We start from the raw sequence: 13849 nt of genomic DNA, 5'->3' as shown, positions 1-13849 counted from the left end.
TCGGCGCGAACGAAGCCACCCGGCTTCGTTCGTGGTTCAGCGCTGCAGCCCGTGCAGCGCCGCCAGCTCCTCGATCAGCCCGAGCTGGAAGGCATCGAAGCGCGCCGAGGGCTGCATCAGGCCGAAGAAGGGCGTGAGCGGATCCTCGACCTCGGTGCGGTGGCCCGACAGCTCCTCGAGGATCGCGAGGCCGCAGAAGGGCACCGCCACTTCCGAGTAGCCGCCCTCGTGCACCATCACCAGCCGGCCGCCCGCATGCCGTTCGGCGAGCGCCATCGCATGCCGGGTCATGAGGCGGAACGACTCGGGATGCAGCAGCATGCGCGCGAGCGGATCGACGCCGCTGGCATCGAGGCCGCTCGCCACCACGACCAGTTGCGGCGCGAAGCGGTCCACCGCGGGAATCACGATGCGCTCGAAGGCCTGCATGTAGGCGTTGTGGCCGCCGCCCGGCTGCAGCGGGATGTTGATGTTGAAGCCCAGCCCCACGCCCTCGCCGCGGTCGTGCGCGCCGCTGTAGCCCGGCGGAAAGCAGTGCTCCTGGTGCAGCGAGATGGTCAGCACGTCGTCGCGGCCGTAGAAGAGCTGCTGCGTGCCGTTGCCGCAGTGCACGTCCCAGTCGATCACGGCGATGCGATCGATGCCGTGGCGCGCCTTGACGGCCTCGATGGCGATCGCGATGTTGTTGAGGATGCAGAAGCCCATGCCGCGATCGGCACTGGCATGGTGGCCCGGCGGGCGGCAGAAGGCATAGGCGTTCGGATGCCGGCCCGCGACCACGCCGTCCATGGCCGCGATCGCGAGGCCCGCCGACAGCGCGGCGATCTCGTAGCTGCCCGGGCCGTAGGGCGCGAGATCGCCCATGTCGCCGCCCGCGGCATCGCTGCCGGCCTTGAAGCGCGCGAGGTAGTCGCGCGTGTGCACGCGCAGCAGCTCGTCCTGCGAGGCCGGCGGCGCCGACCGCACCTCGAGCCTGTCGCTGAGCCCCGAGACGTCCATCAGCGACTTCAGCCTTCGCTTGGTGTCGGGCGCCTCGGCAATGCCGACACCCGCCATCGGCTGCACCCAGCGGCCCACGGGCAGCATCAGGGCATGGGGTGCCCCGGCGATGTGCCAGAGCGTTCTCTCGTCGTGGAAAAAGGCGGTGCGCTTCATGCGTCGTGGCTCCAGGGTGAAAGCCACGAAGGTAGCGGCCGCCGCGCGCCGGTGTCTGATCCACCGTGCACGGCGACTTGCCCGAGCGCGTCAGCGCGCGGGTGCCACCACCGGCGCGTCGGCCGGCGAGGGACTGCGCCCGATCAGCCAGGCACACAACGCCGACACCACGCCCGCGAACAGCACGTACAGGCAGATCTGCCACGGCTCGCCGCCGCCCGACTTGAGCAGCGCGGTGGCGATGATCGGCGTGATGCCCGAGGCGAAGATGCCCGAGAACTGGTAGACGAAGGAGATGCCGGTGTAGCGCACCTTGGCGTCGAACAGGTCGCAGAACAGCGCGGCCTCGGGGCCGTAGACCGAGGCATAGAGGATGCCGAACGGGATCACGATCGACAGCCACACCAGCAGCACGTTGCCGCCGCTGTGCGTCATCAGCCAGAAGCCCGGGAAGGCCGACACCGCGGTGATCAGCGATCCCCACATGTAGACCCGGGGCCGGCCGAGCCGGTCCGACAGCCGGCCGAAGAAGGGGATGGCGAAGCACATCACGATGGCCGCGGCCATCACGCCCAGCAGCGCATCGGTGCGGCTGAGCTTGAGCGTGCCCGTGAGGTAGGCAATCGAGAACACGCCGAAGATGTTGAAGAACACGCCGTCGATGTAGCGCGCGCCCATGCCCTTGAGCACATTGCCCGGGTAGCGGCGCAGCATGTCCATGAACGGGATGCGCAGCTCGGCGTTGCGCGCCTTCACCGCGGCGAACTCGGGCGTCTCCTTCACGTGCAGCCGGATGTACATGCCCACCCCGACCATCAGCCCCGAGATCAGGAAGGCGATGCGCCAGCCCCAGGCCATGAACTGCTCGTCGGTCAACAGCCACGACAGCAGCGCGACCACGCCCGAGGCCAGGCACAGGCCGATCGCCAGCCCGATCTGCGGCAGCGAGGCATAGAAGCCGCGCTTTTCCTTGGGCGCGTACTCGTAGGCCATGAGCACCGCGCCGCCCCATTCGCCGCCCAGGCCGATGCCCTGCGCCACGCGCAGCACCAGCAGCAGCAATGGCGCCGCGATGCCGATCTGCGCGTAGGTCGGCACCAGGCCGATCAGGAAGGTGGCCACGCCCATGATCATCAGCGTGATGATCAGCATGCTCTTGCGGCCGATCTTGTCGCCGAAGTGGCCGAAGATCACGCCGCCCAGGGGCCGCGTGACGAAGCCCACGGCGAAGGTGGTGTAGGCCAGCAAGGTCGCCACCACCGGGTCGCTGCCCGGGAAGTAGAGCTTGTTGAACACGATGCCGGCCACCACCCCGTAGAGGAAGAAGTCGTACCACTCGATGGTGGCGCCCACCAGCGCCGAAATCACCACCCTGCGAATCGTTTTCTCGTCGTCGCGTGCACTGCTCATGTGTTGTCTCCGATGAGTGTTGTCGTGGCGGCCTCTTGGTCTTCGCTCTCGGCGGGCCGTGCGGGATGCGTTGCTGCTAGTGCGCGGCCGAAGCCGCCCTGTGGTCCTCTCTGATCATGTCGACGGCCTTCTCGGCCATCATCACCGCGGGGGCGTTGGTGTTGCCCGACACCAGCGTGGGCATGGCCGAGCAGTCGACCACGCGCAGGCCGCCGATGCCGTGCACGCGCAGCCGCGCATCGACCACCGCGAGCGGGTCGTGCCCCATGCGGCAGGTGCCGGTGGGATGGAAGATGGTGGCGCCGTTGTTGCGGCAGAACTCGAGCAGCTCGGCATCGCTCGCGGCCTGCGCGCCGGGCTTCACCTCGCGCTTGACGTAGGGCCGCATCGCGGGCGCCTCGGCGATGGCGCGCGCGGCCTTCACGCCGGCCACCGCGGTGGCGCGGTCGAGTTCGGTCGACAGGTAGTTGGGCTGCATCTCGGGCGGCTCGGCCGCGTCGGTCGAGCGGATGCGGATGTGGCCGCGCGACTCGGGCCGCAGCTGGCACACCGAGAAGGTGAAGCCCGAGTAGGGATGCACCTTGCCGCCGGCCATGTCGGCCGACAGCGTGGCCACGTGGAACTGGATGTCGGGGGTGGCTGCCACCGGGCGGCCCGCTTCGTCCTTGAGCGCGCGCATGAAGCAGCCGCCCTGGTTGATGCCGATCGCGAGCGCGCCGCTGCGGTGCAGCAGCCATTCGAGGCCCAGGCCGAGCTGGCCGGCCCAGGAGTTGAGCTGGTCGTTGGTGGTGATCGGTTTCGTGCACTCGTAGCCGAGGCGGATCTGCAGGTGGTCCTGCAGGTTCTCGCCCACGCCCGGCAGTTCGTGCACCGGCGCGATGCCGAAGCGATCGAGCAGCGCACGCGGGCCCACGCCCGAGAGCTGCAGCAACTGTGGCGACTGGATGGAACCCGCGCAGAGCAGCACTTCGGCGCGGCAGCGCGCTGTCTTCTCCACGCCGCCCTGCCGATAGCGTACGCCGGTCGCGCGCCGGCCCTCGAACACGAGGCCGGTGGCCAGCGCCTCGGTCTCGATGCGCAGGTTGGGGCGGTGGCGCGCCGGTGCGAGGTAGGCCTTGGCGGTGCTGCAGCGCAGGCCGCGGTGCGTGGTGAGCTGGTAGTAGCCCGCGCCTTCCTGCGCGGCGCCATTGAAGTCCTCGGTGCGCGGCACGCCGGTCTGCCGGGCGCCTTCGATGAAGGCCTCGATCAGCTCGTGCCGCGCGCCGATGTCCGACACCTTGAGCGGCCCGTCGCCGCCGTGGAATTCGCTGGCGCCGCGCTGGTTGCCTTCGGAGCGCACGAAGTAGGGCAGCACCTCGTCGTAGCCCCAGCCCGGGTTGCCGAGCGCGGCCCAGTGGTCGTAGTCCTCGCGCTGGCCGCGGATGTAGATCAGGCCGTTGATCGAGCTCGAGCCGCCCAGCGTCTTGCCGCGCGGCCAGTAGATGCGGCGGCCGTTCATGTTGGGATCGGGATCGGTCTCGAAGCGCCAGTTGTAGACCGGGCTCCACATGGTCTTGCCGTAGCCGATCGGCAGGTGGATCCACGGCGAGCTGTCGCGCGGCCCGGCCTCGAGCAGCAGCACGCGCGTGGCCGGGTCCTCGCTCAGGCGCGCCGCCAGCACGCAGCCGGCCGAGCCGGCGCCCACCACGATGTAGTCGAAGGCTTCTTCACTGCGAGAGTCAGGCATGCGTGCGGTCCGGCGATGGAACAATGGCCTCGATCCGCTGCATCCTAGGTTATTGATTTTCGGAACGCAATGTTCCACTTTAGAGGTTTACCCGCATGCCCCGTCCCGCGCGTTCCGCTGCCGCCCCTGTTGCCGCGCCCGTGGTTGCCCCCGTCGAGGAGCCCGTTTCCGGTTCCTCGGCCGAGCGCAGCCTGCGCCTGCTCGCGCTGCTGGCCCACGAGGGCCGCGCGCTGTCGTTGGCCGATCTCGCGGCGCAGCTGGGCCTGCCCAAGGGCACCGCGCATCGCATCTGCACCCAGCTGCTGGCCACCGGTTTTCTCGCGCGCGACCTCGACGAGCGCTCCTTCGTCGTCGGCCCCGCGCTGCGGCAGCTGGCCTTCGACACGCTGAACCACGGCAGCGTGCGCGGCCTGCGCCACGAGGTGCTGGCCGCGCTGGTGCAGGAGGTCGGCGAGACCTGCAACCTCACGACGCTCGACGGCGCGCGCGTGCTCTACCTCGACCGCGTCGAGGCCCAGTGGCCGTTGCGGCTCACGCTCGACGTGGGCTCGCACGTGCCGCTGCACTGCACCGCGAGCGGCAAGCTCTTTCTCGCGCAGATGCCGAAGAAGGCGCGCGACGCGATGATCGACGGCCTGCCGCTGCCGCGCATGACGGCCAGCACCCTCACCGACCCCGCCGCATTGCGCGCCGAGTGCGACGCGATCGCGCAGGACGGCTTCTCGCGCGACCGCGAGGAGTTCATGGCCGGCCTGGTGGCCGTGGCCGTGCCGGTGCGCGACGCGGCCGGCGAGGTGCGTGCCGCGCTCGCGGTGCATGCGCCGACCGCGCGCATGTCGATGGCCGATGCCGAGCGCCGCATCGATGCGCTGAAGGCCGCGGCGCTGCGCATGGGCGGCTTGCTGTGAGCGACGGGGCCTGCGGCGCTTGGCGGGCCGCGACAAAGCGCACAGAATGAACCTGCCCGTGCGTCGTTCCGGCACGGCCCTCTTCTCATCTTCATGCGAACCCCTCTGCTCGTCGCCACCTCGTTGCGCACGCTGATCGTCTCGGCGGTCTTCGTGCTGGGCGCATCGGCGAGCTCGGCCGAGGTGGTGCGCTGCCTCGATGCCAACGGCGCCACCGTCTACACCGACGGAGCCTGCCCGAGCGGCACGCGTTCGTCGCGGCCCGTGCAGATCGCCGAGCCGCCGCCCCCTTCGGCTCTGCAGCCGGCACCGCCCGCGCGTGCGCCCGATTACACGCCGCCGCCGAGCGCCGCCGCGCCGGCACCGCCCTCGAACCCGGGGCTGTCGATCATTCCGCGCTATCCCGACGAAGGGCGCGCGGCGCAGGCCGATCCCGAGCCGGTCTATCTCTGGGGCGCCGATCCCTATCCCTACCCGCCGCCGCGGCGTCGCGTGCAGCCTCCGCCGCCGCATGTGCACGACCCCGGTCCGGGTCGCCGGCCCTGCGCGCACATGGCGGGGCTGCGCCGCAACAACTGCTGAGGCGCCCGCTTCAGCGCCACTGCAGCAGCAGCGACCAGGGCTGCCGGCTCATGTGCCGATCGATGCATCCCGCCGCGTCCGCCGCGCAGCCTTCGGGCAGGTAACTCGGATCGAGCGTCCGCATGCCCGGCGCGAAGTCCAGCCGGCGCAAGGTGACCGACTGCAGCACGTTGCCGCCGACCGCGTCGAAGCCGCGTGCGTCGGCGGCCGTCACCACGTCGCAATGCATCGGCAGCGCCGCGCCGCCCGTGGGCCGCGTCGCGAGCACCGTGCCGATCTTCGCGAAGCTGTCGAGCGTCGAACGCGCGCCGCGCGTCTGGCACACCAGGTCGCCCACGCGCGGCGGCGTGCGTGCGAGATCGCAGGCCCGCAGCGCGAAGCGCGTGGGGCGGCCCGCCGCTTCGTCGGCGCCGGCCTTCCAGGCCGCGCCCGCGTAGTCCACGTGCGCCTCGGAGAACACGAACTCGTCCGCGCCCAGTCCCGCCTGCCGCGCGAGCCAGCTGATGAAGGCGGCCGACCACGGCGTGTCGATCACCGCGACCCGGTTCACGGCCGTCGCCATCGCATGCAGCTCGGCCGCGTCGAGGCCCTGGTCGGGCCCGACGCCCAGCCCCATCAGGCGCGAAGCACTGGCCTGGTTCAGCGCCTCCAGCAGCAGCGTGCGATCGGCCGGCCGCAAGGCACCGAAGCGCACCAGCGAGGGTAGCTTCACGCGCGGCTGGTCCACCGCGTCCCAGTAGCCGAGCACGCGCTGCCACGGCGCGGGCGCGAAGCGCGAGACGCGTCCGTCCTCGGCCTCGGAACTGCCCGCGTCGACCATGCGGCCTTCGGCATCGAGGGTCTGCGCGCCGAAGGCCTCGTGCTCGCGTTGCGCGGCGGCGGCCATCGCGAGGGCGCGTGGTGGCGGTGGCGTGGTCGCGGCGGTATCGAGGCACGCGGAGGCCGCGCAGGCGCTGGCCAATACGAGCAGCAGCGCCACGGGCGTCGCCCGTCGCAGCCAAGCGCAAGGGGGCAGGGAAGAAAAGAGCATGTGAGGCGAGCATAGCCAGCGGCGGACCCTGCGGTGCAAACCCATCGGCTGCCCGATCGAAGCGCTCCAGGCATCGTTCAATTGCGCGATGCCCGGTCGATCCCCACCGTCAACACTTCTTCGCAGAGGCATCCAGGAGGGACGCTTCGTTTCATCACGAACGAAGGAGCATTCGATGACACCCAAGATCCGGTCTTCGCGCACGGCAACGTATTGGGCCTGCCTGGCCCTGCTCGCGCTGAGCGCCTGCGGCGGAGGAGGCGGCGGCGGTGGAGGCCTGCCGCTTGGGCTGCTGCCACCACCACCGCCCCCCGCCGCGCCGCCGCCGCCCGCACCACCAGGGCCGGTCAGCGTGAACGGTAAGGTGGTCGTGCTCGGCCCCATCGGCAACGCCGTGGTGTGCGTGGACCGCAATGCGAACGGCGCCTGCGATGCCGGCGAGCCCGCATCGGGCAAGACCGCGGCCGACGGGCAGTACCGCTTCAGCTACACGCCCATCGATGCCGCCGACGCGGCGAAGCTGGCGGCCGCGCCACTGCTGGCGAAGATCGTGCCGGGCGCGGTGGCCGCGGGCGGCTCCTACGAAAGCGATGGCAGCGGCACGCCCGTGCCGCTGGGCATGCGCGCCTACCATCTCGGCGCGCCGGCCAGTTTGCGTGCGCAGATCAATCCGCTCACCACCCTCGTGCAGGCCGCCATCGCCGCCGGCATCGCGGCCGATCGCGCGCGGGCGCTGGTGGCGGCACAGCTCGGAATCCCGGCCGCCGACATCGCCGACTACCAGGGCCTGGCGGTGGGCGAAGGCTTCGCAGACGATGCCCGGACCGCAGCCGGCCTGACCAACCTCGCACTCCATGCCGGTGCCACGCTCGCCGTGGTCGATCCGGCGGTCGCGACGGCTCCCGCGCCCGGCGAAACCCTGGCGCGGCTCGAGTTCACGAACCCGAGCACCTACTACCTGCAGACCTATTCGACCGATGGCGTCGTGAGCGGCCAGGGACGCACGCAGGTCGTCGACCGGCGCGAGGGCAAGACGGCCGGCGTCGCCATCGCGCATGGCCAGCTCTATCGCCAGGTCCGCCTGAGCCCGACCGGTTGGCTGCGCTGCGACGAGACCACCGACTTCTTCAACACGCAGGGCCTGCCGAACCGTACCGAGTTCTGCGGGGGCAGCGTTCCGAGCCTGGCCTACACGCTGTCGCAGGACATCGCGGGCCGCAAGATGTCGGAGGTCGTGGCGCAGATGCAGGCCGCCACCGACGGCAGCAACACCATCGTCGGCCTCGACCCGTCCGTCGGGCTCGCCGATCCCGGTGCCACCTTTCCCGCCGGTTCGTTGATCCGCACCCGCTTCGGCATCGACGTGAAGCAGTTCCCTCTGATCAACGACGTCACGACGGACGCGGTGGGCTTCGCCACGCTCGAAGCGCTGATCGCGGGCCGTCCGGTCGGCGGCGTCAACCTCGCCAACGGCGGCGGCACCGCGAGCCTCGGCCTGGCGCAGGACGATCGCCACATCCTGCGCGTGGCCTTCGTCGATGCGAGCACCGTGCGCTACTACATCTGCGACTGGGCCCAGGCCAGCTCGACCATGAGCAACTGCATCGCGGGCGGCACGGGCGGTTTTCGCATCGCCACGGTCAACGGCGCGCGGCTGATCGAGCTGGATGCCGCCAGCTATCCGTCGACCTACGTCGACAACCGGCGCAGCTTCGGTGAATACGGCGGGGCGGTGTACATGGTGCGCCAGGTCAAGCCGCAGCTCCAGTACAACGCCCGCACCTTGCAGCGCCTGAACGGCCCGGCCTGGCAGGCGCTGAAGCGGCAGATCGGACTGTGAGGAGCCGCACCATGTCGATCACCCGATGCATGGCCGGCGCCATCCTGGCGCTCGCCCCGCTGGCCGCCAGCGCGCAGGTCACCGACCCGGCGGCACCCGCCATCGACGGTGCCTGGAACGCACTGCTCAAGGCACCGAACGGCCGCGAATACCGCGCCGACCTGAACCTGGAGCGTGGCGCCGGCATCTGGCAGCTCGCGATCCGCAGCACCGCCGATCCCTGCGTCGGCCTGCCGACCCCCGCGCGCTGGACACCGGCCGAGGGCCAGGGCTTCGAGCTGAGCCTGCATCCCTCCCAGGCGCTGGTCGGTTGCGGCGACAGCACGATCAGCTTCAAGCCGGTCGATGCCAGGACCTACCAGGGGCGCTCGCGCAACGGGTTCGACACCACGCTGACACGACGCTAGGGCGCCCAGGGCGAGGGGGCCTGCCGCCGCGGCCCCTTGACGCGGAGCGCTCGCTATCGCCACACTGGTGCAGGAGGAGCGCAGGCCCGCGGCACGCGCCGGTCTGCCCCGCGCCTCCAGGCCACCAGGAGAAGACGCTCATGCAGATGCGCGAGAAGATTCCGCTGCGCCGCGCGCTGGATGCCATCCATCACCTCGACGAACCGCAGTCGCAGCCCTGGCTCGATGTGCTGGAGGGGGCGCGCCAGCTGGTGGGCGGCGATACCGCGACCTTCATCATGTTCGACGGCAGCGGCGGCCTGCTGCGCTTCGAGCAGCAGTGCGTGGATGCCCGCGCCGAGCGCGAGTACGTCGAGCATTTCCATGCCTCGGACATCGTGGCGCCGCTTGGACATGGCCTGCCCGCGGGCACCTGGCTCGACACCGCGCAACGCTTCACCCAGACCGAACTCGACCGGCAGGCCTTCTATGCCGATTTCATGTGCGTGCATCGCATGCGGCAGATCGTGACCTTCATGGCGGTCGAAACCTCGAGCCGACGCGCCGGCCTCTCGGTGCAGCGCAACCATCCGTCCGACGACATTGGCCGGCGCGTCGATTCGGAACCGATGCGCACCTTCACCACCGCCTTGCAGAACGCCATGCAGCAGCGCCAGCGCGATGCGGCGCTGTCGCTCTCGTTCGTCGACGCCACCTTCAAGACATTCAACGAAGCCGTCTTCCTGGTCACGCCGGCCGGCGCCGTGCTGCACGTGTCCGAACTGGCGAGGGCGTGGCTCGGCGAGCGGGGCGCGCTGCAGCTCCGCCAAGGCCGGCTGTGGCATGCCGACCAGAGATCGCAGGGCCTGCTGGTTCGCAGGCTGCGCGAGGCGGCCGGCGGCGGGCCCGCGCGGCGCCTGGTGCTGGCGGGGCCGCTCGGGCGCACGCACCGGCTCGACCTGGCGCGCGCCGATCTCCAGCTCAGCATCAGCGGCGAGATCCTGGTCGTGGTGCGTGTCTGCCGCGACCGCCGCGAAGCCGCCCTGAACGCGGAGGCACTCGAGATCGCCTTCGGTATCACGCCCTCGGAGGCCCGCGTTCTCGAGGCCTTGATGCGCGGCGCGGCGCCGAAGCAGTACGCCATCGACAACGCCGTGTCGTACCACACCGTGCGCGCGCAGATCGCCTCGCTGATGGAGAAGATGGAGTGCACCCGCCAGACCGACCTGATCGGCAAGGCCTGGACCCGCGTGTGAGCCGAGCCGTTTCGCCAATGCCACCTTGAAGCGTTACCCTTCGCGCAAGGGCCGCACCCGGCGGCCCTGCGAAACGGAGCGACGATGGCAGACAAGATCCTGGTGTTCTACGGTTCCTACCGTGCCGACCGCATGGGCGTGCGGCTCGCGGACTATCTGGTCGAGCGGCTGGCCGCGCGCGGCGCCGAGGTGGAGCTGATCGATGCCAAGGCCGTCGACCTGCCGATGCTCGACCGCATGTACAAGGAGTACCCGGCGGGCACGGCGCCCGAGGCGATGGAGACGCTGGCGCGCAAGATCCGCGCGGCCGATGCCTTCGTCTTCGTGACCGGCGAATACAACTGGGGCCCGCAGCCCGGCCTCAAGAACCTCACCGACCACTTCCTCGAGGAGTGGTTCTGGCGGCCCGCGGCGATCGCGAGCTACTCGGCCGGCCGCTTCTCGGGCGTGCGCTCGGGCACGGTGTGGCATTCGATCCTTTCCGAGATGGGCATGATCGTGGTGTCGAGCACGCTGTCGGTCGGTCCGATCTCGCAGACGCTCGACGCGCAGGGCCAGCCCACCGGCGCGCCCGGCGCCTCGCTCGACCGGGCCTTCGGCCGCTTCGCCGACGACCTCGCGTGGTGGACCGAAGCGGCGCGCGAACAGCGCGCGCGCAAGGCGCCGCCCTATTGACCTTCTTCGAGGAGATCGGCCATGCGGCTCACGCCCTTCCTGATGTTCACCGGCCAGGCCCAGGCCGCGATGGACTTCTACCTCTCGCTGTTTCCCGAGGCGCGCATCACCGAGATCGAGCGCTACGGCCCCGCGGGCCCGGGCGCCGAGGGCACGGTGCTCAAGGCGCGCTTCGAGCTCGGCGGCCACAGCCTGCTGTGCATCGACAGCCCGCCCGTGCATGCCTTCGGCTTCACGCCCTCGATCTCGCTGTTCATCGACTGCGACGACGAGGCGCAGCTGCGCCGGCTGTTCGACGGGCTGGCCGACGGCGGCCAGGTGCTGATGCCGGTCGATGCCTATCCGTTCAGCCGGCTCTACGGCTGGGTGCAGGACCGCTTCGGCGTCTCGTGGCAGCTCAACCTGCCCTGAGGCGCGCGCTGCTTTCGTCGCCGGGGGTGCTGCCCCCGTGCCGCAGGCGATAGGCCGAGGGCGTGCAGCCGAAGGCCGCGCCGAACGTGCGTGTGAAATGCGGAATGTCCTGGAAGCCCCAGCGCAGCGCGATGGCCGAGACCGGCCGCCGGTCCGCGGGGTTCGCGAGGTCCTGCGCGCAGCGTGCCATGCGCTGCGCGCGGATCCACGCGGCCGGCGTGCTGCCCTCGTGCGCGAAGGCCAGGTGCAGGTAGCGCACCGAGACGCCGAAGCGCCGCGCGATCGAGGGCACGTCGAGCTCGGGTGAATCGAGCGCCTCGAGCACATGGGCCTTGACCCGGCGCACCAGCAGCTGCCGGTGCGCATCGCGCATGGGCGGCGCGGCGGCCACGCCGGCATCCGCCGCGCGCGCCGACTCGGCCACCAGCTCGCACAGCAGCACCGCCAGCCGCTCGGCCGCGGGCCCCGCGGGCAGCCCGCCGCCCTCCATCAGCGACTGCATGAAGCCCGAGGTCGCGCGCCCGATGCCGGCCGGCCCGCCGAGCGCGCGCGCGAACAGGGCGCGCGGCTCGCTGACGCGCGGCAGCAGCAGCTCGCGCGGCACGCGCAGCGACAGCACTTCGAAGCGCGCGTCGAAATGCAGCGTGTAGGGCCGCGCCGTGTCGACGATGCTGAAGGCGCCGGGCGTCACGCGCGTCTCGCGGTGGCCCTGGCGCACGATGCCCTGGCCCGCGACCTGCAGGTTGACGAACAGCCGGTCCTGCGGATCGCGCCGGATCTGCGAGAAGTCGCGCACCACGGTGTGGGCCTCGGCGCGGATGCGCGCCACGTTGATAGCGCCGATGCCTTCCATGTCGACCCGGCTCGCGAAGCCCGCGCCGCGCTCGGCCGAGCGCGGATCGAGCGCCGCGAAGGCCTCGCACACCACCTCGCGCCAGTAGGCGAACTGCTCGGGCGCGGCGACGGCTTCGGTGGACCAGGACTTCATGTGCGCACCTGTGGACGGGAGGTTGGGACACCCATCATCGCGACGGCGCGCGGGCCTTGCAAGCCGCGCGCCCGTGCTGCGCGTTCCGGCAAGGCGCCGTGCACGAAACGACAAGGCCGCTTGGGGGTGGCGCGGCCAGACTGCGCACCCACCCATCACTCGACCGGATTTCCCATGACCATCGACTTCACCCTCGACCCCGCGCGCCGCGCGCTCCAGCTCGATGCGCGGCGTGCCGCCAACGAGGTGCTCTCGCAGGTGCGCGCCGCCACGCGCGCGCTGCACACGCCCGGCGAGCGCTTCCGCGCCACACGGCCGATGTACGAGGAGATCATCCGCCGCGGCTTCCTGCGCCGGCTCATGCCGCAGCCCTTCGGCGGCGAGGGCACGGGCATGGTCGACCTCGCGATCGTGGCCGAGGAGTTCCATGCGGTCGACTGCAATGTCTCGCTGACGCTGTTCGCCAACCTGCTGGGCCTGGCGCCGCTGTTCATCGCCGGCACGCCCGAGCAGCATCGGCGCCTGCTCGCACCCTTCCTCGCCTGCGAGGGCGCGCCGCTGGCCGCGCTGGCCAACAGCGAGCCCGGCGGCAGCGCGAACTTCGCCGCGCCGCGGCCCGGCGAGGGCGTGCGCACCACGGCCGAGCGAGGCGAAGGCGGCTGGCGCATCCACGGCACCAAGCAATGGGTGTCGGCCGCCACCGGCTGGGACGGCGAGGGCGCCGACCTGCTCAGCGTGGTCTGCCGCACCGACCCCGAGGCGCCGCCCGAGGCCGCGCTCTCGATCCTCGTGGTGCGGCGCGGCGCGCCGGGCCTGGTGCCGCTGCACGACATCGATGCCATGGGCCACCGCGCGCACCTCGTGCCGCGCTTCAGGCTCGACGGCGTGGCCGTGCCCGACGCCGACGTGGTGGGCCCGGTGGGCGGCGCGCGCGACATCGTCGAGGCCAGCTTCTCGGGCACCGCGGCGCTGGTCGGCATCATGGGCGTGGGCCTGATGCGCGCGGCCTTCGACGTGGCGCTGCGCTTCGCGAAGACCGAATGCCGCGGCGGTGCGTTGCCCATCGTCGAGCACCAGGCCGTGGGCTATGCGCTGGCCGATGCCAAGACCACCATCGAGGCCGCGCGCGCCCTGGGCTGGAAGGCCTGCGATGCGATCGACCGCCAGCTGCCCGGCGCGCTCGAGCTCGCGCTGCAGTCGAAGATCTTCGGCTCCGAAGCCGCCGTGCGCGTCATCACCGACCTGATGCGCGTGGTGGGCATCGACAGCTACGACCACGAACTGCCGCTCGCGGGCCTGCTGCAGGACGCGATCGCGCTCCCGCTGTTCGACGGCGGCAACATGGGCGTGCGCCGGCGGCAACTGCATGCGCTGCTGCGCGCGGCGGACTACGACCCGCTCACGGCCGCCGGCATCGCCTGACAAGGTGTGACGCGCCGGTCAGCTTCGGCTGGGCACGGGGCAGCAGAATCCCGTCACCAA

13 protein-coding genes are annotated in these 13849 nt (G+C 71.2%); 8 read left to right on the top strand and 5 right to left on the bottom strand.

What is annotated here, in order from left to right; all coding sequences use genetic code 11:
* Positions 1-36: 36 nt before the first annotated feature.
* From BM109_RS02695 to BM109_RS02685, 3 genes are all read right to left on the bottom strand, one after another.
* The gene (locus tag BM109_RS02695; RefSeq protein WP_093340326.1) at positions 37-1155 is read right to left on the bottom strand and encodes a class II histone deacetylase; all 1119 of its coding nucleotides are present in this window, start codon (positions 1153-1155) and stop codon (positions 37-39) included.
* Positions 1156-1245: 90 nt separating this feature from the next.
* The gene (locus BM109_RS02690) at positions 1246-2565 is read right to left on the bottom strand and encodes an MFS transporter (RefSeq protein WP_093340324.1); all 1320 of its coding nucleotides are present in this window, start codon (positions 2563-2565) and stop codon (positions 1246-1248) included.
* Positions 2566-2641: 76 nt separating this feature from the next.
* Positions 2642-4291 carry a GMC family oxidoreductase gene (locus BM109_RS02685; RefSeq protein ID WP_093340323.1) on the bottom strand — a complete coding sequence of 550 codons (1650 nt, stop codon included), beginning with the start codon at positions 4289-4291 and terminating at the stop codon, positions 2642-2644.
* Between the two features lie 95 nt (positions 4292-4386).
* Between BM109_RS02685 and BM109_RS02680 the strand changes: the two genes are divergently transcribed.
* Together BM109_RS02680 and BM109_RS02675 are read left to right on the top strand one after the other, a co-directional pair.
* Positions 4387-5199: an IclR family transcriptional regulator gene (locus tag BM109_RS02680; RefSeq protein ID WP_093340321.1), complete on the top strand. Its 813-nt coding sequence runs from the start codon at positions 4387-4389 to the stop codon at positions 5197-5199.
* 93 nt (positions 5200-5292) lie between these two features.
* Positions 5293-5781, top strand: a complete 489-nt coding sequence (locus BM109_RS02675) for a DUF4124 domain-containing protein (protein WP_093340319.1) — start codon at positions 5293-5295, stop codon at positions 5779-5781.
* A gap of 10 nt (positions 5782-5791) precedes the next feature.
* On the opposite strand, the gene BM109_RS02670 is transcribed toward BM109_RS02675, so the two are convergent.
* Entirely contained in the window at positions 5792-6760 is a 969-nt protein-coding gene (locus BM109_RS02670; protein ID WP_256222292.1) for a DUF2272 domain-containing protein, read from the bottom strand.
* A gap of 226 nt (positions 6761-6986) precedes the next feature.
* Between BM109_RS02670 and BM109_RS02665 the strand changes: the two genes are divergently transcribed.
* From BM109_RS02665 to BM109_RS02650, 5 genes are all read left to right on the top strand, one after another.
* Positions 6987-8651 (top strand): hypothetical protein, encoded by a 1665-nt coding sequence (locus tag BM109_RS02665; protein WP_093340316.1) that lies wholly within the window; start codon positions 6987-6989, stop codon positions 8649-8651.
* Between the two features lie 11 nt (positions 8652-8662).
* Complete coding sequence (locus BM109_RS41140) at positions 8663-9058, top strand: hypothetical protein (RefSeq protein ID WP_177239228.1); 396 nt, start codon at positions 8663-8665, stop codon at positions 9056-9058.
* Between the two features lie 140 nt (positions 9059-9198).
* A complete protein-coding gene (locus tag BM109_RS02660; protein WP_177239227.1) occupies positions 9199-10293 on the top strand; it encodes a helix-turn-helix transcriptional regulator in 1095 nt (364 codons plus the stop codon).
* 84 nt (positions 10294-10377) lie between these two features.
* Positions 10378-10968 (top strand): NADPH-dependent FMN reductase, encoded by a 591-nt coding sequence (locus BM109_RS02655; RefSeq protein WP_093340313.1) that lies wholly within the window; start codon positions 10378-10380, stop codon positions 10966-10968.
* Positions 10969-10989: 21 nt separating this feature from the next.
* On the top strand, positions 10990-11379 hold the full coding sequence (locus BM109_RS02650) for a VOC family protein (protein ID WP_093340311.1): 390 nt from the start codon (positions 10990-10992) through the stop codon (positions 11377-11379).
* Here the strand turns inward: BM109_RS02650 and BM109_RS02645 are convergent.
* Entirely contained in the window at positions 11366-12367 is a 1002-nt protein-coding gene (locus tag BM109_RS02645; RefSeq protein ID WP_177239226.1) for an AraC-like ligand-binding domain-containing protein, read from the bottom strand. The two genes, BM109_RS02650 and BM109_RS02645, sit on opposite strands and share 14 nt — an antisense overlap.
* A gap of 174 nt (positions 12368-12541) precedes the next feature.
* Between BM109_RS02645 and BM109_RS02640 the strand changes: the two genes are divergently transcribed.
* Positions 12542-13789 carry an acyl-CoA dehydrogenase family protein gene (locus BM109_RS02640; protein ID WP_093340308.1) on the top strand — a complete coding sequence of 416 codons (1248 nt, stop codon included), beginning with the start codon at positions 12542-12544 and terminating at the stop codon, positions 13787-13789.
* The last annotated feature ends 60 nt before the right edge of the window (positions 13790-13849 follow it).

The sequence above is a fragment of the Variovorax sp. PDC80 genome, from assembly GCF_900115375.1.
Taxonomy (GTDB): domain Bacteria; phylum Pseudomonadota; class Gammaproteobacteria; order Burkholderiales; family Burkholderiaceae_C; genus Variovorax.
The sequence above is the reverse complement of the archived record's forward strand: the minus strand, read 5'-3'. Positions and strand labels throughout refer to the sequence as shown.

Excerpts from the sequence above, each read along its gene's own strand:
- BM109_RS02690 (WP_093340324.1), bottom strand. The coding sequence starts at position 2,565 with ATGAGCAGTGCACGCGACGACGAGAAAACGATTCGCAGGGTGGTGATT.
- BM109_RS02645 (WP_177239226.1), bottom strand. The coding sequence starts at position 12,367 with ATGAAGTCCTGGTCCACCGAAGCCGTCGCCGCGCCCGAGCAGTTCGCC.
- BM109_RS02695 (WP_093340326.1), bottom strand. The coding sequence starts at position 1,155 with ATGAAGCGCACCGCCTTTTTCCACGACGAGAGAACGCTCTGGCACATC.
- BM109_RS02675 (WP_093340319.1), top strand. The coding sequence starts at position 5,293 with ATGCGAACCCCTCTGCTCGTCGCCACCTCGTTGCGCACGCTGATCGTC.
- BM109_RS02685 (WP_093340323.1), bottom strand. The coding sequence starts at position 4,291 with ATGCCTGACTCTCGCAGTGAAGAAGCCTTCGACTACATCGTGGTGGGC.
- BM109_RS02665 (WP_093340316.1), top strand. The coding sequence starts at position 6,987 with ATGACACCCAAGATCCGGTCTTCGCGCACGGCAACGTATTGGGCCTGC.
- BM109_RS02660 (WP_177239227.1), top strand. The coding sequence starts at position 9,199 with ATGCAGATGCGCGAGAAGATTCCGCTGCGCCGCGCGCTGGATGCCATC.
- BM109_RS02650 (WP_093340311.1), top strand. The coding sequence starts at position 10,990 with ATGCGGCTCACGCCCTTCCTGATGTTCACCGGCCAGGCCCAGGCCGCG.
- BM109_RS41140 (WP_177239228.1), top strand. The coding sequence starts at position 8,663 with ATGTCGATCACCCGATGCATGGCCGGCGCCATCCTGGCGCTCGCCCCG.
- BM109_RS02655 (WP_093340313.1), top strand. The coding sequence starts at position 10,378 with ATGGCAGACAAGATCCTGGTGTTCTACGGTTCCTACCGTGCCGACCGC.
- BM109_RS02680 (WP_093340321.1), top strand. The coding sequence starts at position 4,387 with ATGCCCCGTCCCGCGCGTTCCGCTGCCGCCCCTGTTGCCGCGCCCGTG.
- BM109_RS02640 (WP_093340308.1), top strand. The coding sequence starts at position 12,542 with ATGACCATCGACTTCACCCTCGACCCCGCGCGCCGCGCGCTCCAGCTC.